The sequence below is a fragment of the Prescottella subtropica genome, assembly GCF_005434945.1.
GTDB classification, from domain to species: Bacteria; Actinomycetota; Actinomycetes; order Mycobacteriales; family Mycobacteriaceae; genus Prescottella; species Prescottella subtropica.
Genome location: NZ_SKCH01000002.1, coordinates 77,665 through 100,377, shown reverse-complemented (window position 1 = coordinate 100,377; position 22,713 = coordinate 77,665). Strand labels below are relative to the sequence as shown.

The following is a 22,713-nucleotide window of genomic DNA, read 5'->3' as shown; positions in this document are numbered from 1 at the left end:
CGCCGCAGATACGCCGACGGGCTCCCGCATCGCGCGGGAGCCCGTCGGCGTTCGTCCGTGGACGGCGGCTACACCGGCGACAGCCGCCCGGTGAGCCAGCGGTCGCCGTCCTTGTGCATCTCCATCCGCACCCGGCTGCCCGTGGTGGCGGCGTCCGGCATCTCCTCGCTGGTGGTGATCTGGTTGACGAACAACAGCACCACCGCGTCGTCCGGCGTCACGGACACGACGGCACCGGCCTGCACCGTGGCCTGCACGGTGATCTTCTTCTCCTTCGCGCCCGGCACGATCGTCTCCTGCACCAGCTTCTCGTACTCTGCCTTGAAATCGCCGGTCAGCCCGTCGGCGGCGGCCGCCAACTGCTGGTCCACCTCGGTGTGGTCGTACGACAGCATCGCTTCGGCCTGCGCGGACGCCGCCGCAACCGAGTCGACACGCGCCTGCTCGGTGGCCCGGTCCTGCAGGTACCCCCAACCGAGCCAGCCGACACCGACGACGAGTGCCGCGACCAGGACACCGGCGACCACCGCGAGCCCGCGGGTGCCGGATCCGCCACTCGGCTGCCGATCGTCCTGCTGCTCGTCCTGCTGCTGATCTGTCATGGTCTGTCGATCGTTCACGGTACGAACTCCACCTTCGATGCCGACATCGAATCCCCGTCACCGGTGACCGTCACCCGCAACCGGAAGTCACGGGGACCGTTCTGGGTTCCGTCGGGGGTGCTGACGTCGGCGCGGGCCGCGACGAGTACCCGTGCGGTGTCACCGTCGGTGCTCTCGATCCCGGACTCGACGATATGACCGACGGTCGTCACACCCGCCTCCTGGACGATGCCGACGAACGGGTCGACGCGGCCGTCGAACTCGGCCTTGAAGTCGCCGCTCGCCCCGGACAGGATGCGTTCGACGTCGTCCTTCGCAGTGTCCGGCTTGATCGTCGTCAGGTTGAGCACCGTCTGGCGGGCCGTCTGCTCGAACGCACCCCGCTGCACGTCGCGGTCGTGTGCGGCCTTCTTCTCGAACAACAGCCATCCGCCGGTCACGAGGAGCGCGAGCACGAGCACCGCACCCACGATCGTGACGAACGAACGACCGGTCGGGCGGCGCCGGACTGCCGGCTCGACGACCGGGGTCTCCGGCGAATCCGCCGCTGCCGCCGCGACAACCGGGTCGATGCTCGCCACACCGGCACCGGACGTCTTCTCCATCGTCACCGTCGCTGCCGCCGGTCCGGCCCCGTTCGCCGGTCCGGCACCGCGACTCGCTCGCCGACGTGCCGGACGTGCGCTCTCGTCGACCGTCAGCCCTGCTGACGTGTCATCATCGTCTGCCACGTCGTGTCCTCTCTGGGTGTGCCTCCCGACGCCAGCCCGGGCTGCGAGTACAGCAGGCCGTCCGGGCCCGTGAACTTGCCCGTCGTCGGGTCGTAGGGGCGTGCTGTGGCAGGCACATTCACGCTTCCCCCGGTGCTCGCCGGCACCGTCGTGTACGAGGGTACAGACGGATCCTGAGGTGGCCCACTGGGCGGGTTGTTGCCCTCCGGAACGTATCCGGCGGCGCTGCGGCACTCCTCGGGCGACGCGGCCCGCCGGCCCGGGAACTCCATGCACGGGTAGTTGCGGGCGCCGCGCACGGCGACCGGGTCGTTCGGGGCCAACTTGCAGAACAGGTCCGACGGGGTGTCCGGAATGGACGCCTCGTTCGGGGCCCGCCACTCGTTGCCGGGCAGGAAGCCGGTGGTGCACGGCGGCGGATCGTTCAGTTCGAGACCGAAGTTCACGATCGCACCGTCGTCGATGGGCCCCTTCATGGCGGCAGTCAGGAGCGCGGACGTCAGCGGCGGGTAGATCACCAGCACCTGTTCGAGGCTCTTGTGGTAGATCGTGGTGACCTCACCGACGCTCACCAGGTTGGCGAGCAGCAGTGGCAGCGTCGGCTGCAGATCCTGGAACAGCCCGTTCGCCTGCGCCGCCGCGTCCGGGGTCTTCGCCAGGATGCTGCGGATCTGAGGATCGCTGGCGCGCAACTGGTTCGAGAACGTCACCAGGTTCTTCGTCCACGCCCGGATCGCATCGCTCGTGACCACCTGGGTGTCGAGCAGACCCTCGGCCTGCTCGATGAGGGTCGTGGTGGCATCCGAGTTGGCGTTGGCCTCCTGCACGAACAGACGCGCGGAGTCGATGAGCCGCTGCAGATCCGGGCCGGCACCGTTGAACGCCTTGAACGACTCGTCGACGACCATGCGCAGCTTGGTGTTCGAGACACTCTGCACGAGAGCATCCGCCTGATCGAGCATCGCGCCGACGTCCTGCGGAACACTGGTGCGATCGACGGGGATCACGTCGCCGTTCGCGAGGTACGGCGACGAGTCGGTACGCGGAATCAGATCCACGTACTGCTCACCGATCGCCGAGACACTCTTGACCGCGGCGTCGAGATCGGCGGGGATGTCGAAACTGTCGCTGATCGACAGCGTCGCGGCGACACCGTTGTCGGTGAGCACCACGTCGTCGACCTTGCCGACATTGGTGCCGCGGAACGCGACGTTGGCGTTGGTGTACAGGCCACCGGTCGACGGCAACTCCACCGTCACCCGGTTCTGCCCGATCCCGAACAGCGCGGGCAGGCGCACGTACTGCGTGGCCATCACGACCAACCCGATCACCGTCAGGATCGAGAAGATCACCAACTGGATTCGGACGAACCTCGTAAGCATCATGGCGTCGGCACTCCTAGTTGCGGAAGGCCGGGAATCTGCAGCAGCGGAATCCCATTGTTCTGTTCGGGTTTCGGTGCGGGCTTCGGTTCCGCCTGGATCAGGTCGGGTTTCTTCGGGTTCGGGATCTTCAGCGGATCGGCGGCCTGGCCGGCAGTGCCGGCGATACGTCCCAGTGCACCCTCGACGCCGCCGAGCGTCGCCCCCAGGCCGGTGTCGGACATGAAGTTGTCGTTCAAACGCTGGTTCGTCAGGTCGATCATCATGTTCAGGTTCGCGTAGTCGCCCTGGAAGACCTGATCCAGGTTCTTCATCGTGAACGGGAACGTCAGCATCAGTGACAGCACCTCGGTCAGGTTGTGACCGGTGCCGGCGAGCTGCTGGAGCAGCGGTGCCAGGTTCGCCAGGTTGCCCTTCAGATCGTCGCCGCTCTCGTCGATCACGCGGGTGGCGGTGTCGCTGAAATTACCGAGTGCGACGAGCGCATTCGTCAGGTTCTGCCGCTGACCCACCAGCACCTCGAGCGCCGGCGGGATCGCGTCCAGCGCGTGGGTGAGGGTGTCGGTCTGCTTGTTGACGGTCCCGGCGAGCCGGTCGATTCCCTCCATCGCGGAGATGATCTCACCGCGCTGCGCGTCCAGGCTGCCCACGAGCTGGTCGAGCTGCGGCAGCAGGTCACGCACCGAATCCTCGCGGCCACCCAGGGCTGCGTTGAGCTCGCGGGTGATGTCGTTGATCTGCGCGAGCCCACCACCGTTAAGTACCACCGACAGTGACGACAACGTCTGCTCGGTGGTCGGGAACGCACCCGCCCGGTCGAGTGGAATCACGTCGCCGTCCTGCAGGGTGCCCTGCGGCGCGACACCGGTCGGTGCCGACAGTTCCAGATGCTGCGACCCGAGCAGGCTCGTCTGCCCGATCTTCGCGGTGGCGTTCGCCGGGAGTGTCACCCCCTCGTTCAACGACACCGTCACCAGCGCGTGCCAGTCCTGCACCTCGATACCGGTGACCGCGCCGACCGTCACGTCGTTCACCTTCACCGGCGAATTCTGCGACATGGTCGTCACGTTCGGCATCTGGATCTGCACCGAGTACGAGCCGTCCCCGCCGCCCTGCGTGCCGGGCAGCGGCACCGAGTTCAGTCCGTTCCATTCACAGCCGGTGACGGTCAGGGTCAGCGACAGTGCGACGGCGGACGTCGCCACCACACGGGTGCGCCTGCGACGTTCGGTCATCGTCCACCTCCCGGGGTGAGCAGGGCGCCGAGATCCTTGGGCACCGCGATCGTCGGCATGGCAGCGAGCGGGCCCGACACGGTCGTCGGAGCGGAGCGGGCGGGCACCTGCGAGGCGAGGCTCGGCGGGCTGAACTCGATCTGGTCGGGTCGGGCGGCCTGCGAGACCGCCGGGTTCGACATGATGCCCGGGTAGTTGGTGGTGATCGAGTTGAGGACCGGCGCCAGGTACTGCGCGCACAGGTCCGCCGAACGATCCGAGTCGTTGTTCTCGAGGCCCGCGATCAGACCGCACACCATCGTCATCGGGTTCCGTGCGTTGCTGGCCGCGAGCACACCGTTGAGCGAGCCCTGACGGGGGCTGTAGATGTTGTTGAAGTTCGCCAGCGCGGTCGGGGCCACGTGCAGCACCAGTTCGAGTTCGGGCCGCTTCTCGACCAGCACGGCGGTCGCGTCGGCGAGCCGGCCGACCTGCTCGTTCAGCGAGGACCGGTTGTCGGTGACGAACCGGTTGACGTCACCGATCGCGACGTCGAGATCCTGCAGCGCCGTACCGAGTTCGTCGCTGGTGTCCGCGAGCAGCGACGACACCGAACGCAGCCGGCCGCCGAACTGCACGATCTGCTCGTTGCTCGCCGACAGTGTCGTGACGAACGTCTGCAGGTTGCGGATGGTGCCGAACAGGTCGGTGCGGCCGTCGGACATCGTCTTCATCGTGTCGGACAGCTCCCGCAGGGTGCGGCGCAGCGCATCGCCGTTGCCGTCGAGGTTGTCGCCGACCGTGTCGATGAACGTGCCGAGCGATCCCTGGTCGGCGCCGCTCTGCGGGCCGAGCGCCTCGGACAGTTTCGTCAGCTCGGTCTTGATCTCGTCCCACTCGACCGGAACCGCGGTGCGCTCGAGCGGAATCTCGGCACCGTCGGCCATCGCCGTGCCGCCCGTGAACACGGGGGTCAGCTGCACGAACCGGGCCGAGACCAGGTTCGGGGCCACGATCACGGCCTTCGCGTCGGACGGAATGTCCACGGAGCGATCGACGTTCATGACGACCGTCGCGCCGGTGCCGTTCGGATCGATGCTCTCGATCGAGCCGACCCGCACACCCAGCACGCGGACGTCGTCACCGGCGTACAGGCCCGTCGTCGACGGGAACTGTGCCGTGACGGTCGTCTTGCCGAGACCCGGGAACAGGTAGACCACCGCAGCGACGAGCACAGCGAGGACGACGACGGTCGCACCGCCGATCGTCAGCCACTTCTTCGGGATACGGGACTGCTTCTGTGCGCCGCTCATCGGTTCGGATCCTTGAGCTCGGTGGTCAGCGGCGGGAACTGCTTCAGGTCCTCGGGGACGTGTTCCGGCCACACCAACTGGTCGACCAGGGTCTGGGTCATGGCGCTGACGCTGAAGTTCGCGACGTACGCCATGAAGAACGGGCCGCTGCTGACGGCCTCGCCCAGCGACCGCGCGTACGGGCCGAGCCCGTCGAGCGCCCGGCTGATGTTGTCCTTGTTGTCCTGCAGGTTCGCCACGACCGAATTCAACTTGTCGAGGGTCGGCTTCATCTGCTGCTCGTTGTCCTGCACCAGGCCGGTGAGCTGCCGCGACACCGCCGAAATGTTCGTGATCAGTTCGCTGATCGCGTTGCGGCGCCGGTCGAGTTCCCCGAGCAACTGGTTGCCGTCGACCATGAGCGCGTTGATCTGGTCACTGCGGTCCGCGAGGATCCCGGTCACGCTCTCGGCACGGGCGAGCAGATCCTTCAACGACTCGTCGCGGGAGTTGATGCTCTCGGACAGGCGGCTGACGCCGTCGAGCGCGGTCCGCAGTTCCGGCGGGGTGTCGGTCAGCGACTCGGACACCGCGTCGAGGGAGTCGCTGAGCCGACCGGTGTCGAGGTCGTTGACGGTCGACGACAGATCCCCGAGCGCATCGTTGAGCGAGTACGGAGAGTTGGTGCGCTCCAACGGGATCGTGCCGCCGACCGCGAGCACGTCGAACCCTTCCGGCGTGACCTGCAGCGACTTGCGGCCGAGGATCGTGTTGGTCTTGATGTCGGCGCCGGTGTCGGCGCCGAGTCGGATGCCCTCCTCCATCGAGAACGTCACCCGCACATCGGTGCCGTCGAGGGCGATGGTCTCGACCTTGCCGACGTTGACGCCGGCGACGGTGACGAAGTCGCCCGCCATCAGACCGCCCGCGTCCTCGAACAGGGCGTCGTAGCGGACTCCGCCGAACAGGAACGGCAGCCGGTCGTACTGCAGGCCCGCGAGTACCAGGCAGGCCGAGACGGCGACACCGATGATGCCGATCCGCACAGGATTTCGTTCACGCTTACTCATTTGATCGCGCACCTCCCCGTGGTCTGCAGCGGTGTCGTCGGCAGGTCGACGCGCAGTTCCTGACCGTCCGGTCCGGAGAACTTGAACGCGACCTCACATGTGTAGAACTGGAAGAACGCGCCGTAGGTACCCACGCGGATGAGCTTCCGGTACGCCTCCGGGAGACGTTCGAGCACCCAGTTGACGTCGTCCTGACCGTCCTGCAGGTTCCCGGCCAGCTGGTTCGCGTTGGCGATGGTCGCCTGCAGGTCCGGACGGGCGCCCTGCAGCAGCCCCGCCAGATCGTCGGTCGCGGTGGCGATCTTGGGGATCGCCGCGCCGATCGGATCCCGGTCCCGTGCCAGGCCGGTCACCAACTGCTGCAGCTGGTCGACCGTCGACGAGAACTGGTCGCCCTTGTCGTCGATCGTCTTCAGCGTGCTGTTCAGGTTGACGATGACGTCACCGATCAGCTGGTCCCGGTCGGCGAGCGCGTTGGTGAACGAGCTGGTGCCGCCGAGCAGCGACACCAGTGTGCCGCCCTGCCCCTGCATCACCTGCAACAATGCACCGCTGAGGTCGTTGACCTGGTCGGCGCTCAGCCCGCGCAGCAGCGGCTTGAACCCGCCGAGCAGCAGGTCCAGGTCGAGTGCCGGCGACGTCTGTGTCTGCGGGATCGTGGAACCGGAGGACAGCGTCTCCGGCGCGCCGGTGCCCTCGAGCAGTTCCAGGTACCGGTCGCCGACGAGGTTCTCGTAGCGCACGGTGGCCCGGGTGCTGTGCAGCAGGGAGTATTTCGTGTCCACATCGAAACTGACGTGGGCGAGGTTCACGGAACCGACCTCGACGCCGGTCACCGAGCCGACCGGGACACCGGCGATCCGCACCTTGTCCCCCGACTTCAGGCCGGACGCGTCGGTGAACTCGGCGTGGTAGTCCTCGGTGCTGCTGAACCGTGCCTGACTGAACACGACTGCGAGGCCCGCGAAGATCAGCACCATGACGGTCGTGAAGACGGTGAACTTGACTGTGGTCGCGCGCATCACTTCTGCCCCTCCGACGGTGCGACGCCGCCGTACAGCCACTGGAACAGCTTGGGCACGTTGAGCGACGCCGTCGTCGACGGAACGAACGGCACGGTGCCGGTGTCGGAGGCGACGAACTTGGCGTTGCCGTCACGGCGCGGATCGAAGTCCGGCAGGCCCCAGCAGTTCGGTCCGCCGGTCGCGTTGACCTTGGGCAGATCCTTCGGGACGGTGTACGGCTCGAAGCCGGGCAGGAAGCCTGCGCTCATCGCGAAGCCGGCCTGACCACCGCCCTCGATCTCCTCCGCCATCGGGCGCGCCTTGTTGAGTCCGACGATCAGGCACGAGATGGACGGCGAGTACCCGGACAGCAGCGCCGTGGTGGGCTCGAGCAGGGCCAGCGAGCGCGTCAGGTCGGTCTCGTTGTCGGTGAGCAGCGTGTTGCCGGTGTTCGACAGTGCCACGGCGTTCTCCAGCGTCATCCGCAGGTTCTCCCGCTCGTCGACGATGCTGCCGCTGGTCGCGGTCAGGTTCCCGAGCAGCGTCATCAGGTCGGGGGTGACGTCCGCGTAGGTGTTGGTCACCGTGTCCGCCGCAGCAAGATCCCGCTGCAGTTGCGGCAGCGTCGGATTCATCTTCTTCAGGTAGGTGTCCGTCTCGGCGAGCAACTGACCGAGTTCGTCACCGCGCCCGTTGAGCGCCGACGAGATCGCGCCGAGTGTCGCGTTGAGCTTCTCCGGTTCGATCTGCTGCAGCAGGTCCGACAGATTCTGGAACAGCGTGTTGAATTCGACGGTGACGCTGTCCGCGCCGATGACCGATCCGGGCTGCAGTGTCTTCGACGAAGGATCTGCGGGCGCCACGAAATTGACGTACTTGGAGCCGAACACAGTGGTCGACTTGATCTCGACGGCCGAGTTCGCGGGAATCAGGTGCATCTGCGCCGGATCCATGGCGAGCTGGATGCGGGCCTGACCGTCGACCTCGTCGATCGACGCGACCCGGCCGACCTCGACACCACGGAGCTTGACCTTGGCGTCGGGATCCATCACCAGGCCGGCACGGGACGCCGTCACCGTGACCGGTTCACTCTTCGTGAAGCCGCCGACGAACATCGTCAACGCCACCACGATGATCGCCACCAGACCGAACACCATCACGGCCGCAGCGAGTTTCGTCTTCCACCTAGCTTCGGGCATCGTTCCTCCGCCCTATCCGGAAAGATTGAAGTTGCCGGACTGTCCGTAGATGGCCAGCGAGATCAACAGGGTCACCGTCACGACGGCGATGAGCGAGGCGCGGACCGCGTTGCCGACGGCCACACCGACCCCCACCGGGCCACCGCTCGCGGTGAAGCCGTAGTAGGTGTGAATGAGCATGACCGCGACACCCATCACGATCGCCTGCACGAACGACCACAGGATGTCCGTCGGGTTGAGGAACGTCGAGAAGTAGTGGTCGTAGACGCCCGGGGACTGGCCGTTGATCACGACGGTCGCGAACCGGCTGGCGATGAACGACGCGATCACCGCCAGCGAGTACAGCGGGACGATCGCGATCATCCCGGCCATGACGCGGGTCGACACGAGGTACGGGATCGACGGGATCGCCATGCACTCGAGCGCGTCGACCTCCTCGGAGACCCGCATCGCGCCCAGCTGCGCGGTCGAGCCGGCACCGATGGTGGCGGCCAGACCGATGCCGGCGATCACCGGTGCCGCGATGCGCACGTTGATGAACGCCGCGAAGAAGCCGGTGAGTGCCTCGACACCGATGTTGCCGAGCGAGCTGAATCCCTGCACCGCGATCGTGCCGCCGGTGAACAGGGTCAGGAAGCCGACGATGATGACGGTGCCGCCGATGACGGCGAGCGCACCGGTGCCCATGCTGATCTCGGCGATCAGCCGGACGGTTTCCTTCCGATAGTGGACGAGCGCCTTGGGCGCCCAGATGAGTGCACGCCAGAAGAACAGCGCCTGCTCACCGATTCGGTCCACCGACCGCGAGCTACGAGCGATACGCCGTCGTGTGCGCACGAACCGCCCGGATGCGACCAGAGCCATCTATTCCATCCCCCTGTCACTCACCCGGACGTCAGCTTGATGCCGATGGCGGTGACGAGCACGTTGACCACGAAGAGCGCCATGAACGAGAAGACGACGGTCTGGTTGACGGCGTCACCGACACTCTTGGCGCCACCCTTGACGTTGAGTCCGAGGTAGGCGGCCATGAGGCCGGCGATCATGCCGAACAGTCCCGCCTTGAGCATCGAGATCATCAACTCGCCGAACCCGGTGAGCAGGGTGATGCCGTTGACGAACGATCCGGGGTTGACGTCCTGGACGTACACAGAGAAGAGGAAGCCACCCAGGATGCCGATGGTGCAGACCAAGCCGTTGAGCAGCAGGGCGACCGCGGTGGACGCCAGTACGCGCGGCACGACCAGTCGGTGGAGCGGATTGATGCCGAGCACCCGCATCGCGTCGATCTCCTCGCGGATCGTGCGGGCCGCCAGGTCCGCACAGATCGCGGTGGCACCGGCACCGGCGACGATGAGCACCGTCACGATCGGCCCGACCTGCGTCACCGCACCGAGTGCGGCGCCCGCGCCGCTGAGGTCGGCGGCACCGATCTCGCGCAGCAGGATGTTGATCGTGAAGCTCACCAGCACGGTGAACGGGATCGCGACGAGAATCGTCGGAACCATCGACACCCGCGCGACGAACCACGCCTGATCGATGAACTCCTGCCGCTGGAACGGGCGCGAGAAGACGGCCTTGAGCGTGTCCGCCGACATCGCGAAGAACCCGCCGGCGGCCCTCAGTGGCACCTCGAGGAGGTCGACCATGTTGCCTCCTCACCAATCCTCGTCGTTACTCATGCGTGCGGCGCGTAGTGCGGCCCGACACGACACATCCCCCAGAGCGTCCGAACAGGGCAAACGCTCTGTGACCCAGGTCATATTAACTAGAACGTGTTCACCTGTCAAAGGTCGATATCCGTCGAGCGTGAATCGAACCTCGCCGCGCACACGGATCCGCCATCGACACTGCTTACAGGCCTGAAAATTCCACTCAGCCCACCCGGCAACACAGTCGACACGGACGGACACCTACGAAAAACTGGAACTCGTTCCAGACACCAGTACATCGAACTACCCGGCGGCAGTCCCCCACCACTGCCGCATCCCCCGGGATCGGATTCGATCATCCGCATCCAATCACCCCGCGCACCCGCCATCTTTGCCGGGTTTGTTGCCGGATGTATCGAAAACCCCGCAATCACCCGTTACACAGGGCGATTGCGGGACATCGGGAGAGTGACTAGCCGAGACTCCGCAGCGCCTCCGAGGCCGAGAACATGCGCTCGGGATCACGATCGTCGAAGTAGGCGCCCATCTCGTCGGCGAGGGCCGCAGGCGTCCACTGCGACGTGGACGCGTCGAATCGCTGCTCGACGACGGGAGCTGCCATCAGCGCCACCATCGGGCCGTACACGACGAACACCTGACCGTTGACCGCGTCGGCCGCCGGGGATGCCAGGTACGACACCAGCGCGGAGACATGCTCGGGCGACAGCGGATCGATCTCGCCGGCAGGAGCGTCACCGAACACCGATTCGGTCATCGCGGTCCGGGCCCGCGGGCAGATGGCGTTGGCGCGGACGCCGTACCGGGACAGGCCGCGCGCCGCCGACAGGGTCAGCGCGGTGATACCGGCCTTGGCGGCACCGTAGTTCGGCTGCCCGGCCGGGCCGAGCAGACCGGCCTCCGACGACGTGTTGATCAGGCGGCCGTAGACGGGTGCGCCGTCGGCCTTGGACTTGTCCCGCCAGTACGCCGCGGCGTTGCGGGAGAGCAGGAAGTGGCCGCGAAGATGCACCTTGAGGACGAGATCCCACTCGTCGTCGGACATCCCGAACAGCATGCGGTCGCGGCAGATGCCGGCGTTGTTGACGACGATATCGACGCCGCCGAGTCCCTGCGCCGCCGCCATGAGGGCGTCCGCCGTGGACCGCTCGCCGACGTCGCCGGCGACGAACTCGGCCTTGCCACCGAGAGTGCGGATCTCGTCGAGCGTCGCCTCGACCGCGTCGTTCGCGGCGAGATCGTTGACGACGACGGCAGCCCCCGATCGAGCGAGGCCGACGGCCTCCGCCCGGCCGAGACCGGCTCCCGACCCGGTCACGATGGCGACCTTGCCCTCCAAGCTGACCTCGCGACTGCTGTCTGCACTCATGCGCGCACTCCCGTACCCGTGACGGACCGGCTGGGCACCGGTCGGTACTTCGTCGCCGCGGCTGCCGACGACAGCGGCCAATGTAGAACGTGTTCTACATTGGCCGCAAGGGTGGCGCCGTCGTACGTCAGTGCTCGGTGAGCGCGGCGCGCGGGCACTGCGCGATCGCCGAGCGCACGTCCGCCTCCCGATCCGCCGGCACCACGGCCGACGTGATGATCAACTGCTCGTCGTCGTCCAGTTCGAAGATGTCGGGGGCGATTCCGACGCACACCCCGTTGGCTTCACAGCGGTCGCTGTCGACCCTGACCTCCATGACAGTTCCTCATTTCGCATTCGTTCGGAAGACTCGCCGGACGCTCGTTGCATCGGGCTGTGATGCAACATCATTCCGCCATTAGACTAGAACCCGTTTCACTGCTGTGCAATGATTCGGACAACCATCCTCGACGCGCCGACCGCGCGGACCGCGCCGGTGCCGGAAAGCCCGCTGTCACAGCATTCTCCACGATCATCCGTGTCCGTGGCCCTTTCCGAACCAGCCGTGTCGCATCCGACGAAGCAGCGCCGACGATCGCCGACGGAACGGAGAAGGCACGTGGATATCACCTACACCCCGCAGCAGCAACAGTTGCGGGAGGAATTGCGCAGCTATTTCGCGAAGCTGATGACCCCCGAACGCCGCGAGGCGCTCGCCGCGACCACCGGCGAATACGGCGAGGGCAACGTCTACCGTGACGTCGTCCGCGACATGGGCCGGGACGGGTGGCTCACGCTCGGCTGGCCCGAGGAGTTCGGCGGCCAGGCCCGCTCGGCCATGGACCAGCTCATCTTCACCGACGAGGCGGCCATCGCGGGCGCACCGGTCCCGTTCCTGACGATCAATTCCGTCGCACCGACGATCATGCATTTCGGCACCCCCGAACAGAAGGCGTTCTTCCTGCCCAAGATCTCCGCGGGTGACCTGCACTTCTCGATCGGCTACTCCGAGCCGGGTGCCGGCACCGACCTCGCGTCGCTGCGCACGTCCGCGGTCAAGGACGGCGACGACTACGTCATCAACGGCCAGAAGATGTGGACGAGCCTGATCCAGTACGCCGACTACGTGTGGCTGGCGTGCCGCACCGATCCGGAGGCCCGCAAGCATCGCGGCATCAGCATGCTGATCGTGCCGACCACCGCGGAGGGTTTCTCGTCCACACCCGTCCACACGATGGCCGGACCGGACACCAGTGCCACCTACTACCAGGACGTGCGGGTTCCGCAGTCCTCGCTCGTGGGCGAGGAGAACGGCGGCTGGAAGCTCGTCACCAACCAGCTCAACCACGAGCGGGTGGCGCTCACGTCCGCGGGCCCGATCATGACGGCCCTGCAGGAAGTGCGCGAGTGGGCGCAGAACACCAAGCTGGCGGACGGTCGCCGGGTGATCGACCAGGAATGGGTGCAGATCAACCTGGCGCGGGTCCACGCCAAGACCGAATACCTCAAGCTGATGAACTGGGAGATCGCGTCCGCCCAGGATCATGCGCCGGGCCCGGAGGCCGCGTCGGCCAACAAGGTGTTCGGCACCGAGTTCGCGACGGAGGCCTACCGGCTGCTGATGGAGATCCTCGGCCCGTCGGCGACGATCCGACAGAACTCGGCCGGCGTCCTGCTGCGCGGACGCATCGAGCGGATGCACCGCTCGGCCCTCATCCTCACCTTCGGTGGCGGCACCAACGAGGTGCAGCGCGACATCATCGCGATGACCGCACTCGGTCAGCCCCCGGCCAAGCGATAAGGACGGACCCCGACATGGACTTCTCCCTCACCGAGGCCCAGCACGATCTGGCCGGCCTGACCGGCGGTATCGTCACCGACCTCGTCACGAACGAACGGCTGCGCGAACTCGATTCGGCCGACGACCGGTTCGACCGCACACTGTGGGACGCGCTCGCGACGTCCGGTGTGCTCAGCGCGGCACTGCCCGAGTCCGTCGGCGGCGACGGGTTCGGCATCCTCGAGCAGTGCAGCATCCTGATCGAGCTGGGTCGCGGTGTCGCACCGGTGCCGTACCTGTCGTCGATCGTCATGGCGGCCGGCACGATCGCCGAGTTCGGCTCGGACGCACAGCGTTCGGAATGGGCAGCACCCGCCGGCGCCGGCACGAAAATTCTCGCGGCCGCGCTCGTGGAGGAACTGAACGACGATCCCGCCGCACCGGTCACCCGCGCCGAGCGGACCGCCGACGGCTGGACGGTGCACGGCACCAAGATCGTCGTCGATGCGGCCCCGATCGCGGACCTGTTCGTCGTGCCCGCATCCACCGACGCCGGCACCGTCGTGTTCCTGGTGCCCGCGGGCACTCCGGGGGTCACCGTGATCCGCCAGCAGACGACGGACTTCGGGTGCGCCGGCATCGTCGAGTTCACCGATGCCCATGTCGGCGACGACGCGGTCCTCGGCACGACGGACACCGGCGCCGAGGTCGTCGACTGGATCCTCGATCGCGGTGCGGTCGGGTCGAGCGCCTACCAGTACGGTGTGCTCGACCAGGCCCTGAAGATGACCGCCGAGTACGCCCGCGAGCGTGTGCAGTTCGACCGCCCGATCGGCAGCTTCCAGGCCGTCGCGCAGCGTCTCGCCGACGGCTACATCGACGTCAAGGGTGTGCGGCTGACCCTGTGGCAGGCAGCGTTCCGACTGGACGCGGGCCTGCCGATCGAGGGCGAGATCGAGACCGCGAAGTTCTGGGCGGCCGACGCCGGTCACCGGGTCGCGCACACTCTCGTCCACGTCCACGGCGGTGTCGGACTCGACGAGGACCATCCGGCGCACCGCTACTTCCTCGCCGCCAAACGGCAGGAGTTCACTCTCGGCTCGGCCACCGACCAACTCCGCAAGCTCGGCGCGGAACTCGCCGCGACTCCGGCGTAAGTATCACGGGGACAAGAAGTCCCACAGAATGAAACCGTCGAACATGACGGGCGTCACACCCGCCATGATGGGGGCATGACAGCAGCAACTCCCACGATCGCGGACCTGCTCACCCGACTCCGTGACATCGGCACACACGGCATCCGCTTCGAGGACACGTACATTCCGTGGACGGACCACGTCCACGGAATGTACGACCGGGCGGCGTTCCTGAACGATCTGCTCGACGCGGACCGCCCCCACCACTTCGGGATCCTCATGGACAACAGGCCGGAGTTCTCGTCGCTGGTGGGTGCCGCCGCGTTCGCCGGCGCGGTCGTCGCGGGACTCAACACGACCCGGCGCGGCGATGCCCTGGCCCGGGACATCGCCCTGTCCGACTGCCAGGTCGTGTTCACCGAGACCACGCAGGCGCACCTGCTCGACGGACTCGACCTCACCGAGGTCCGGGTGATCGACGTCGACGCACCTCAGTGGCGGGAGATGCTGGCGCCGTACGCGAACAGTCCCGTGATCGAACCGGCGGCCCGACTCGACGACCTGCTCATGCTGATCTTCACATCCGGGACGAGTGGAGATCCCAAGGCGGTGCGCTGCACGCACGCCAAGTTCACCGCACCGGGCACCATGCTGGCGGAACGTTTCGGTCTCGGCGAGTCCGACGTCGTGTACATGTCGATGCCGATGTTCCACTCCAACGCGATGATCGCCGCGTGGTCCGTCGCGCTGGCCGGTCACACGTCGATCGCGATGCGACGCAAGTTCTCCGCGTCCGGGTTCCTGCCGGACGTGCGCCGCTACGGCGTCACGTACGCCAACTACGTCGGCAAACCGCTGTCGTTCATCGTGTCCACTCCCGAACGTCCCGACGACGCCGACAACCCGCTGCGTCTCATGTACGGCAACGAGGGCTCGGTGCCGGCGGTGCGGGAGTTTGCGCGGCGCTTCGGGGTTCGGGTCGTCGACGGCTTCGGGTCGACCGAGAACGGCATCTCGATCCGTTCGCATCCCGACGCACCCGCCGGAGCACTGGGTCTCCTGCCGCCGGAGATCGAACTGCGCCACCCGGAGACCGGGCAGGCATGTCCCCCCGCCGAGTTCGACACGGACGGCCGTATCGTCAACGCCGAGGACGCCACCGGTGAACTGGTGAACGTGACCGGGCCCGGCGGATTCACCGGCTACTACAACAATCCCGAGGCCGATGCCGAACGGATGCGTGACGGCATGTACTGGAGCGGTGATCTCGCGTACCGGGACGCCGACGGATTCGTCTACTTCGCGGGACGCAGTTCGGGCTGGCTGCGTGTCGACGGCGAGAACATCGGGGCCGCACCGATCGAGCGTGTCCTGGTGCAGTATCCGGGCTTCGCCCAGGTGTCGGTGTATGCGGTCCCGGACCGGGAGGTGGGTGACCGGGTGATGGCGGCGGTCATCCCGGTCGGCGACGTCGACGACTTCGATCCGGTGGCGTTCGCCCGGTTCCTCGACGCCCAGCCCGATCTCGGACCGAAGCAGAAGCCGACCCTGGTCCGGGTGTGCGCCGAGTTCCCGCGCACCGCGACGTTCAAGGTCGTCACCCGCTCACTGAGTGCCGAACGTTGGCACTGCCCCGAACCGGTGTGGCTGCGCGACCGCGGGAGCGACGAATTCACCCTGCTCACACCGGAACTCGCACAGGCCCTGGAACGACAGACCGCCGACGCCTGACGGACCGAATGTCACATGCGTTCAGTTCAACTGAACGCATGTGACATTCGGCCGGGTCGGGTCGGGTTACTTCAGACCGTCGAGTCGGGTGACGGTCGCCTCGAACTCGGCGACCAGGTCGGCCATGCTCTCGGCGACGGGACGGATCTCGTTCATGCGTCCGACGATCTGCCCGGCCGGCATGGCGACCACGTCGGGGTTCTCGGCCGCGGAGATGCGTTGGTGCGCCTCGGCGACCAGCAGGTTCTGCAGCGGCATCGGCAGGGCGTCGGGGGCGCCGGGCGCCGACCAGGCGTCGGTCCACTTGGTCTTGAGCAGCCGGGCCGGCTTGCCGGAGTAGATCCGGGACCGGACGGTGTCGCTGGACGTGGCCGCCAGCAGGGCCCGCTGGATCGCGGAGGTGCCGTCGGCGGCACTGCCGAGCCGGTATTCGGCGGCGGTGAGCCAGTAGGAGCCCATCCACACACCCTGCGCACCGAGGGCGAGGGCAGCGGCGATCTGCCGTCCGCTGCCGATACCACCCGCGGCCAGGACTGCTGCGGAATCGCCGACCGCGTCGACGATTTCGGGGACGAGCACCATCGAGGCGATCTCCCCGGTGTGGCCGCCGGCCTCGTAGCCCTGGGCGATGACGATGTCGACACCGTTCTCGACGTGGCTGCGGGCGTGCCCGACGGCACCGGCGAGCGCCGCGACCGGGACACCGTGGCCGTGGGCCTCGTCGATGACGTCCTTCGGCGGGGAGCCGAGCGCGTTGGCGATGAGCGCGGGACGGTGCTTGAACGCGACGTCCAGCTGAGCTCGGGCCACCGAGTGCAGCCATCCGAGGACACCGGTGGCATGCTCGACGTCGTCGGACAGCGGCGGCACACCGAGTTCGGCGAGGGTGCGGTCGACGAACGCGCGATGCTCGGCCGGAATGAGCTTGTCGAGGTCGACGGCGGCACCCTCGGTGGGCAGCTTGGCGGGCATGACGACGTCGACGCCGTAGGGCTTGCCGTCGGTGTTCTCGTCCATCCACGACAGCGTGGCCTCGAGCTCGTCCGGATCGTTGAACCGGACGCAGCCCAGCACACCGAGTCCACCGGCCCGGGTGACAGCCGCGGCCACGTGCTCGGACGGGGTGAAGGCGAAGATCGGGTACTGGATGCCGGACTTCGCGGCAAGATCGGTGTGCATCAGGAGTTTCCGTTCGTGTAGTGGTCGTCGGCGTCGCGTGCCTCGGTTTCGGCCTTGGCCCATTTGTAGTCGGGCTTGCCGGCCGGCGACCGCTTGATCTCGTCGACGAACCAGACACTGCGCGGCACCTTGTAGCCGGCGATCTCCTTGCGGGCAGCCGCCACGATGTCGTTCATGCTCGGACGTGCGCCGTCACGGGTGGCGACGACGGCGACGACCCGGTTGCCCCAGCGCTCGTCCGGCACACCGACGACGAGCGTGTCGAACACGTCGGGGTGGGTCTTGACGGCACCCTCGACCTCTTCGGGGTAGATCTTCTCGCCGCCGCTGTTGATGGAGACCGACCCGCGACCGAGCATCGTGACGGTGCCGTCCTCCTCGATCGTGGCGTAGTCGCCGGGGATGGAGTAGCGGATCCCGCCAAAGACCTTGAAGGTTTCGGCGGTCTTCTTCTCGTCCTTGTAGTAGCCGACGGGGATGTGGCCGCTACGGGCGAGGACGCCGATCGTCCCGGAACCCGGTTCGACGGGGTTGCCGGCGTCGTCGAGGACGGTGGTCTGCGAGTCGACCTTCACCCGCGGCCCCCCGGAGTGCTCGAATCCCTTGGTGATGGTGGCCAGGCCACCGAACCCGGTCTCGGACGAGCCGATCGAATCGGTGAGCAGGCGGTTCGGCAGCAGTTCGAGGAACTGCTCCTTGAGTGACGGCGAGAACAGTGCCGCACTGCTGGCGATCACATACAGAGACGAAAGATCGTACGGCTGACCGGTTTCCGGATTTCCCGCGACGAGCGCATCGATCATCGGACGCGCCATGGCGTCGCCGGTGATGAAGATGAGGTTGATCTTGTGGCGGTCGATGGCCTGCCACACCGTGTGCGCCTCGAACTCCGGCACCATCACGAGGGTGCCACCGCCGAACAGACTGTGGAACACCGCGGACTGCGAACCGCCGTGGATCATCGGCGGGATCGGGAAGCGCACCATCGCGGGATGTGCGGCACCGAGCTTCGCCATCTCCCACTCGTCCTGCACGTACTCGCCGGTGACGAAGTTGACGCCGCCGCCGAGCACCCGCCACCAGTCCTCGTGCCGCCACATGACGCCCTTCGGCATGCCCGTGGTGCCGCCGGTGTAGAGGATGAAGATGTCGTCGGGGCTGCGCTCCCCGAAGTTACGCTCGGGCGAACCCTGCGACAGCGCGTCCTCGAACTCGACTCCGCCGTACGACGAGTAGTCGAGATCGGATCCGTCCTCGACGACGATCGAGGTCGTCACCTGCGGGGTGTTCGGCAGGACGTTCGCGACCTTGTCGGAGTACCGGCGCTCGTGGACGATCGCGACCATGTCCGAGTTCTCGAAGATGTACTGCAACTCGTTCTCGACGTACCGGTAGTTGACGTTGACCATGATGGCCCGCGCCTTGAAGATCGCGACCATGGACACGATGGCCTCGATGGTGTTACGGCTGTAGATACCCACCTTGTCACCCGGAGCGACGCCGTGCACGCGCAGGTAGTCGGCGAGGCGGTTGGCCTTGTCCTCCAGTTGCGCGTAGGTGATCCCCCGGTCCGCGTCCACCAGGGCGAGGCGGTCCGGGTTGAGGTCGATCGAGTGCTCTACGAGGTCTGCGATATGAATGGCCACGCCATCAAAGTAGAACGTGTTACTGTCGCTGACAAGACCCAATCTGAGACGCGAGTCACATACTTTGCGGGAGTTTCCAGTGCCTATCGACGCCACCGAGAAGTCGGATGTTTCGACCGAGTCGCCCCGGTCGCCCCACTGCCTGGTCGAGAAGCGCGGCCACATCCTGATCGTGACGATGAACCGTCCCGAGGCCCGCAACGCCCTCTCCGGCGAGATGATGGCGATCATGACCGAGGCCTGGGACCGGATCGACGCCGATCCCGACATCCGCGTCGCGATCCTCACCGGCGCCGGCGGAACGTTCTGCGCCGGAATGGACCTCAAGGAGATGAACCGCAACTCCCCCGGCGACAAGTTCTCCGGCGGCATGGACGTCACCACGATTCCGGCACTGCTCAAGGGCCGACGCCTCACCAAACCGCTCATCGCCGCGGTCGAGGGTCCCGCCATCGCGGGCGGCACCGAGATCCTGCAGGGCACCGACATCCGCGTCGCCGGCGAGAGCGCCCGCTTCGGTGTCTCCGAGGCCAAGCTCGGACTGTTCCCGCTCGGCGGGTCCGCCGTCCGCCTCGTGCGCCAGATCCCCTACACCGTCGCCGCCGAGATCCTGCTCACCGGCCGCACCGTCCCCGCCCCCGAAGCCAAGGAACTCGGCCTGATCGGCCACGTCGTCCCCGACGGCCACGCCCTCGACAAGGCCCTCGAGATCGCCGAACGCATCGCCGCCAACGGCCCCATCGCCGTCCAGGCGATCCTGAAGACCATCCGCGTCACCGAGGGCATGCACGAGGAGGACGCGTTCAAGGTCGAAGCCGAGATCGGCATGGCCGTCTTCACGAGCAACGACGCCAAGGAAGGCCCCCGCTCCTTCGCCGAGAAGCGGGCGCCGAAGTTCACGGGCACCTAGACCCGCACGCCGTATCCGCCCCGGGCCACCTCCACCTCCGCAGCTGAAGGGTCCCTTTGTTCGCCGTGAGCGCACGAAGGGACCCTTCAGCTGTGTACGGGACACCCGACCGCCGTGCGTATCCTCGACGGACACCGACCGAGGATCGACAGTTGAGGGAGCCGATGGGCACACGAGCGGACGAGGCCCCCGTGCCGGAGTGGCGGCGACTCGAGCCGCTCGAGCTGACCCCGATCCTGTCTGCGGCGCTCGATGTGTTCTACGAGAAGGGGTTCCACGGTTCGTCGGTGCGGGAGATCGCCCGACGGGTGGGCGTGACGGTACCCGCGCTGTACTACCACTACGAGAACAAGGAAGGGCTGCTCGTCGCTCTGATCGAGTTGTCCACCGGGGACGTGTTGCATCGGGCGCGGGCCGCGAACGAGGCCGGCGGCGACGACCCGGCCCAGCGTCTCGCGAATGTGGTCGCGGCGATCGTGCTGCGGATGACGGACCGGGCCCGACTGGCCGCGGTCGAGGGTGAGGCCCGGTATCTGACGGGCGAGAACCACGAGCGGTACCGGACGGTCCGCAAGCGGATCGAAACGATCGTGTCGGACATCGTCCGGGACGGGGTCACTGCGGGCGTGTTCGACGTCGACGACGCCGCGGAGACGACACGGGCAGTTCTCGGCATGTGTCAGGCGATTCCGCGCTGGTATCACGCGGAGGGCGAACTGGGCCCGGAGGCCGTGGCAGCGAAGTACGTGGCGATCGCCGGACGGATCGCGGGTGAGTCCCCGGCCTGACCGGGCCGTCCGGTCTCCACTTTGACCTGGCACGACGCCACGTGGTACCAAACTTAGCGATCGTTAAGTAAGCGGTTGTCCAACCGGAAGGAAGCGCATGATCGTCAAGGACAGCGTCGCCATCGTCACCGGCGGTGCCTCGGGCCTCGGCCTGGCCACCGCGAAGGCCCTGCACGCGGACGGTGCCACCGTCGTCATCCTCGACCTGCCGTCGTCGAACGGCGAGGCCGTCGCCGCCGAACTGGGCGACCGCGTCCGCTTCGCACCGGGTGATGTCACCGACGAAACCTCGGTCTCGGCGGCCCTGGATCTGGCCGAGTCCCTCGGCACACTGCGGGTGGCCGTCAACTGCGCCGGCATCGGCAACGCGATCAAGACCGTCAGCAAGAAGGGTGCGTTCCCGCTCGCCGACTTCTCGCGGGTGATCACCATCAACCTGGTCGGCACGTTCAACGTGATCCGCCTGGCCGCCGAACGCATCTCGAAGGTCGAACCGATCGACGGCGAGCGCGGCGTCATCGTCAACACCGCCTCCGTCGCGGCGTTCGACGGCCAGATGGGTCAGGCCGCCTACTCGGCGTCCAAGGGCGGCGTCGTCGGCATGACGCTGCCGATCGCGCGCGACCTCGCGTCGTCGCTGATCCGCGTCGTCACGATCGCTCCGGGCCTGTTCGCGACCCCGCTGCTCGCCGGCCTGCCCGAGGAGGCCACCAAGGCGCTCGGCGCGTCGGTGCCGCACCCGGCCCGACTGGGCGACCCGTCGGAGTACGGCGCGCTCGCGTCGCACATCGTCTCCAACCCGATGCTCAACGGTGAGGTCATCCGCCTCGACGGCGCGATCCGCATGGCGCCGCGCTGACCCATCGGCACCGCGAGGCGCCGTCGGACACGAACTCTCGTGTCCGACGGCGCCTTCCGTGTCGGATCAGGCCGTCCCGACGGCCGCCGCGAGCTGACGCATGTGCTCGACGCTGCGGCACGTCACGAGCAGCATCGTGACGCCGGCGTCCTCCCACACCTTCACCTGCTCACGGACCTCGTCGACGTTGCCGATGATCATGGTGTCGGTGACCATCTTGTCCGGGACGATCGCGGCCGCCTCGTCCTTGCGCCCGGACAGGAACAACTTCTGGATCTCGGCGACCTCGTCGCCGTAGCCCATCCGGGTGTACACCTGGGCGTGGAAGTTCATCTCGGCCGCACCCATCCCGCCGACGTAGAGCGCGGTGAACGGCTTGTACTTGTCGATCTCGGCCTGCCGGTCGTCGGTGACGACCACCTGACACGTCGCGGCGATCTCGAAGTCGGCGCGACTGCGGCGCGCACCCGGACGCGCGAATCCCTCGTCGAGCCACTCGTTGTACATCGGTGCCAGCCGCGGCGTGTAGTAGATCGCGAGCCAGCCGTCGGCGATCTCCGCGGTCAGCGCCACGTTCTTCGGCCCCTCGGCCCCGAGCCAGATCGGCACGTCGGCCCGCAGCGGATGCGTGATCGGCTTGAGCGGCTTACCCAACCCCAGCGATCCGGAACCAGTGTAGGGCAACGGATAGTGCGGTCCGTCGTTGCGTACCGCACCGTCGCGGGCGAGGACCTGCCGCACGATCGACACGTACTCGCGGGTGCGGGCCAGCGGCTTGGCGAACGACTGCCCGTACCAGCCCTCGACGACCTGCGGCCCGGACACGCCGAGCCCGAGGATGGCACGGCCCCCCGACAGGTGGTCGAGGGTGAGCGCGTGCATCGCACAGTTCGTGGGGGTGCGCGCCGACATCTGCGCGACGGACGTCCCCAGTCGGACGTCGTCGGTACTCGACCCCCACCATGCCAGTGGCGTGAACGCGTCGTTGCCCCAGGACTCGGCGGAGAAGACCGCGTCGAACCCCGATCGGTCCGCCTCTGCAACGAGTTCCTGCGCGTTGGCCGGAGGCTGCGCACCCCAGTACCCGAGTTGTAACCCCAGCTTCATTGTGTGCCTCCGTGTTTTCCCACATCCGCGGCGCCACGGACGTGACCCTTGCCACAATAATAAGA

The 22,713-nt window shown here is 67.2% G+C and carries 21 protein-coding genes; 6 read left to right on the top strand and 15 right to left on the bottom strand.

Annotation, left to right across the window (positions count from 1 at the left end; translation table 11 throughout):
• Positions 1-68: 68 nt before the first annotated feature.
• The 12 genes from E0497_RS02755 to E0497_RS02700 all read right to left on the bottom strand — a co-directional run bounded on the left by E0497_RS02755 (position 69) and on the right by E0497_RS02700 (position 11,849).
• On the bottom strand, positions 69-620 hold the full coding sequence (locus E0497_RS02755) for a h domain protein (protein WP_241665677.1): 552 nt from the start codon (positions 618-620) through the stop codon (positions 69-71).
• Complete coding sequence (locus E0497_RS20575; protein ID WP_170312847.1) at positions 617-1,333, bottom strand: hypothetical protein; 717 nt, start codon at positions 1,331-1,333, stop codon at positions 617-619. The genes E0497_RS02755 and E0497_RS20575 overlap by 4 nt, the downstream gene beginning before the upstream one ends.
• Positions 1,300-2,718 carry an MCE family protein gene (locus tag E0497_RS02745; RefSeq protein ID WP_137723259.1) on the bottom strand — a complete coding sequence of 473 codons (1,419 nt, stop codon included), beginning with the start codon at positions 2,716-2,718 and terminating at the stop codon, positions 1,300-1,302. The genes E0497_RS20575 and E0497_RS02745 overlap by 34 nt, the downstream gene beginning before the upstream one ends.
• On the bottom strand, positions 2,715-3,950 hold the full coding sequence (locus E0497_RS02740) for an MCE family protein (protein WP_137723258.1): 1,236 nt from the start codon (positions 3,948-3,950) through the stop codon (positions 2,715-2,717). Before E0497_RS02740 ends, E0497_RS02745 begins: the two co-directional genes overlap by 4 nt.
• Complete coding sequence (locus E0497_RS02735) at positions 3,947-5,242, bottom strand: MCE family protein (protein WP_137723257.1); 1,296 nt, start codon at positions 5,240-5,242, stop codon at positions 3,947-3,949. The genes E0497_RS02740 and E0497_RS02735 overlap by 4 nt, the downstream gene beginning before the upstream one ends.
• Positions 5,239-6,291 (bottom strand): MCE family protein, encoded by a 1,053-nt coding sequence (locus E0497_RS02730; RefSeq protein WP_137723256.1) that lies wholly within the window; start codon positions 6,289-6,291, stop codon positions 5,239-5,241. The genes E0497_RS02735 and E0497_RS02730 overlap by 4 nt, the downstream gene beginning before the upstream one ends.
• Positions 6,288-7,313: an MCE family protein gene (locus E0497_RS02725; protein ID WP_137723255.1), complete on the bottom strand. Its 1,026-nt coding sequence runs from the start codon at positions 7,311-7,313 to the stop codon at positions 6,288-6,290. The genes E0497_RS02730 and E0497_RS02725 overlap by 4 nt, the downstream gene beginning before the upstream one ends.
• Positions 7,313-8,494, bottom strand: coding sequence for an MCE family protein (locus E0497_RS02720; protein WP_137723254.1), 1,182 nt, complete (start codon positions 8,492-8,494; stop codon positions 7,313-7,315). Before E0497_RS02720 ends, E0497_RS02725 begins: the two co-directional genes overlap by 1 nt.
• Positions 8,495-8,506: 12 nt before the next feature.
• Positions 8,507-9,358, bottom strand: coding sequence for an MlaE family ABC transporter permease (locus E0497_RS02715; protein ID WP_137723253.1), 852 nt, complete (start codon positions 9,356-9,358; stop codon positions 8,507-8,509).
• Between the two features lie 20 nt (positions 9,359-9,378).
• Positions 9,379-10,143, bottom strand: coding sequence for an MlaE family ABC transporter permease (locus E0497_RS02710; RefSeq protein ID WP_137723252.1), 765 nt, complete (start codon positions 10,141-10,143; stop codon positions 9,379-9,381).
• A gap of 475 nt (positions 10,144-10,618) precedes the next feature.
• Positions 10,619-11,533, bottom strand: coding sequence for a 3-oxoacyl-ACP reductase (locus E0497_RS02705; protein WP_137723251.1), 915 nt, complete (start codon positions 11,531-11,533; stop codon positions 10,619-10,621).
• Between the two features lie 127 nt (positions 11,534-11,660).
• Positions 11,661-11,849, bottom strand: coding sequence for a ferredoxin (locus tag E0497_RS02700; RefSeq protein WP_137723250.1), 189 nt, complete (start codon positions 11,847-11,849; stop codon positions 11,661-11,663).
• Between the two features lie 282 nt (positions 11,850-12,131).
• Here E0497_RS02700 and E0497_RS02695 point away from each other — a divergent pair, with 282 nt between their 5' ends.
• From E0497_RS02695 to E0497_RS02685, 3 genes are all read left to right on the top strand, one after another.
• Positions 12,132-13,313, top strand: coding sequence for an acyl-CoA dehydrogenase family protein (locus E0497_RS02695; protein WP_137723249.1), 1,182 nt, complete (start codon positions 12,132-12,134; stop codon positions 13,311-13,313).
• A gap of 14 nt (positions 13,314-13,327) precedes the next feature.
• Complete coding sequence (locus tag E0497_RS02690; protein ID WP_137723248.1) at positions 13,328-14,449, top strand: acyl-CoA dehydrogenase family protein; 1,122 nt, start codon at positions 13,328-13,330, stop codon at positions 14,447-14,449.
• Between the two features lie 75 nt (positions 14,450-14,524).
• Entirely contained in the window at positions 14,525-16,159 is a 1,635-nt protein-coding gene (locus tag E0497_RS02685) for a long-chain-fatty-acid--CoA ligase (protein ID WP_137723247.1), read from the top strand.
• Positions 16,160-16,225: 66 nt separating this feature from the next.
• On the opposite strand, the gene E0497_RS02680 is transcribed toward E0497_RS02685, so the two are convergent.
• Together E0497_RS02680 and E0497_RS02675 are read right to left on the bottom strand one after the other, a co-directional pair.
• Entirely contained in the window at positions 16,226-17,338 is a 1,113-nt protein-coding gene (locus tag E0497_RS02680) for an NAD(P)H-dependent flavin oxidoreductase (protein ID WP_137723246.1), read from the bottom strand.
• The gene (locus E0497_RS02675) at positions 17,338-18,984 is read right to left on the bottom strand and encodes an acyl-CoA synthetase (protein WP_137723245.1); all 1,647 of its coding nucleotides are present in this window, start codon (positions 18,982-18,984) and stop codon (positions 17,338-17,340) included. The genes E0497_RS02680 and E0497_RS02675 overlap by 1 nt, the downstream gene beginning before the upstream one ends.
• 79 nt (positions 18,985-19,063) lie before the next feature.
• Between E0497_RS02675 and E0497_RS02670 the strand changes: the two genes are divergently transcribed.
• The 3 genes from E0497_RS02670 (at position 19,064) to E0497_RS02660 (ending at position 21,541) form a co-directional block, all read left to right on the top strand.
• Positions 19,064-19,894, top strand: coding sequence for a crotonase/enoyl-CoA hydratase family protein (locus E0497_RS02670; RefSeq protein WP_170312846.1), 831 nt, complete (start codon positions 19,064-19,066; stop codon positions 19,892-19,894).
• Positions 19,895-20,058: 164 nt separating this feature from the next.
• Positions 20,059-20,682 (top strand): TetR/AcrR family transcriptional regulator, encoded by a 624-nt coding sequence (locus tag E0497_RS02665; RefSeq protein WP_137723244.1) that lies wholly within the window; start codon positions 20,059-20,061, stop codon positions 20,680-20,682.
• Positions 20,683-20,779: 97 nt separating this feature from the next.
• Positions 20,780-21,541, top strand: a complete 762-nt coding sequence (locus E0497_RS02660) for a 3-hydroxyacyl-CoA dehydrogenase (RefSeq protein WP_137723243.1) — start codon at positions 20,780-20,782, stop codon at positions 21,539-21,541.
• A gap of 66 nt (positions 21,542-21,607) precedes the next feature.
• Here E0497_RS02660 and E0497_RS02655 read toward each other — a convergent pair whose 3' ends face one another.
• A complete protein-coding gene (locus E0497_RS02655) occupies positions 21,608-22,648 on the bottom strand; it encodes an LLM class F420-dependent oxidoreductase (RefSeq protein WP_137723242.1) in 1,041 nt (346 codons plus the stop codon).
• Positions 22,649-22,713 lie beyond the last annotated feature (65 nt).

What these genes read in the sequence shown, in the direction of transcription:
- E0497_RS02745 (WP_137723259.1), bottom strand. Translation starts at nt 2,718, where the DNA reads ATGATGCTTACGAGGTTCGTCCGAATCCAGTTGGTGATCTTCTCGATC.
- E0497_RS02740 (WP_137723258.1), bottom strand. Translation starts at nt 3,950, where the DNA reads ATGACCGAACGTCGCAGGCGCACCCGTGTGGTGGCGACGTCCGCCGTC.
- E0497_RS02735 (WP_137723257.1), bottom strand. Translation starts at nt 5,242, where the DNA reads ATGAGCGGCGCACAGAAGCAGTCCCGTATCCCGAAGAAGTGGCTGACG.
- E0497_RS02730 (WP_137723256.1), bottom strand. Translation starts at nt 6,291, where the DNA reads ATGAGTAAGCGTGAACGAAATCCTGTGCGGATCGGCATCATCGGTGTC.
- E0497_RS02725 (WP_137723255.1), bottom strand. Translation starts at nt 7,313, where the DNA reads ATGCGCGCGACCACAGTCAAGTTCACCGTCTTCACGACCGTCATGGTG.
- E0497_RS02720 (WP_137723254.1), bottom strand. Translation starts at nt 8,494, where the DNA reads ATGCCCGAAGCTAGGTGGAAGACGAAACTCGCTGCGGCCGTGATGGTG.
- E0497_RS02715 (WP_137723253.1), bottom strand. Translation starts at nt 9,358, where the DNA reads ATGGCTCTGGTCGCATCCGGGCGGTTCGTGCGCACACGACGGCGTATC.
- E0497_RS02710 (WP_137723252.1), bottom strand. Translation starts at nt 10,143, where the DNA reads ATGGTCGACCTCCTCGAGGTGCCACTGAGGGCCGCCGGCGGGTTCTTC.
- E0497_RS02705 (WP_137723251.1), bottom strand. Translation starts at nt 11,533, where the DNA reads ATGAGTGCAGACAGCAGTCGCGAGGTCAGCTTGGAGGGCAAGGTCGCC.
- E0497_RS02700 (WP_137723250.1), bottom strand. Translation starts at nt 11,849, where the DNA reads ATGGAGGTCAGGGTCGACAGCGACCGCTGTGAAGCCAACGGGGTGTGC.
- E0497_RS02690 (WP_137723248.1), top strand. Translation starts at nt 13,328, where the DNA reads ATGGACTTCTCCCTCACCGAGGCCCAGCACGATCTGGCCGGCCTGACC.
- E0497_RS02685 (WP_137723247.1), top strand. Translation starts at nt 14,525, where the DNA reads ATGACAGCAGCAACTCCCACGATCGCGGACCTGCTCACCCGACTCCGT.
- E0497_RS02680 (WP_137723246.1), bottom strand. Translation starts at nt 17,338, where the DNA reads ATGCACACCGATCTTGCCGCGAAGTCCGGCATCCAGTACCCGATCTTC.
- E0497_RS02665 (WP_137723244.1), top strand. Translation starts at nt 20,059, where the DNA reads ATGGGCACACGAGCGGACGAGGCCCCCGTGCCGGAGTGGCGGCGACTC.
- E0497_RS02660 (WP_137723243.1), top strand. Translation starts at nt 20,780, where the DNA reads ATGATCGTCAAGGACAGCGTCGCCATCGTCACCGGCGGTGCCTCGGGC.
- E0497_RS02655 (WP_137723242.1), bottom strand. Translation starts at nt 22,648, where the DNA reads ATGAAGCTGGGGTTACAACTCGGGTACTGGGGTGCGCAGCCTCCGGCC.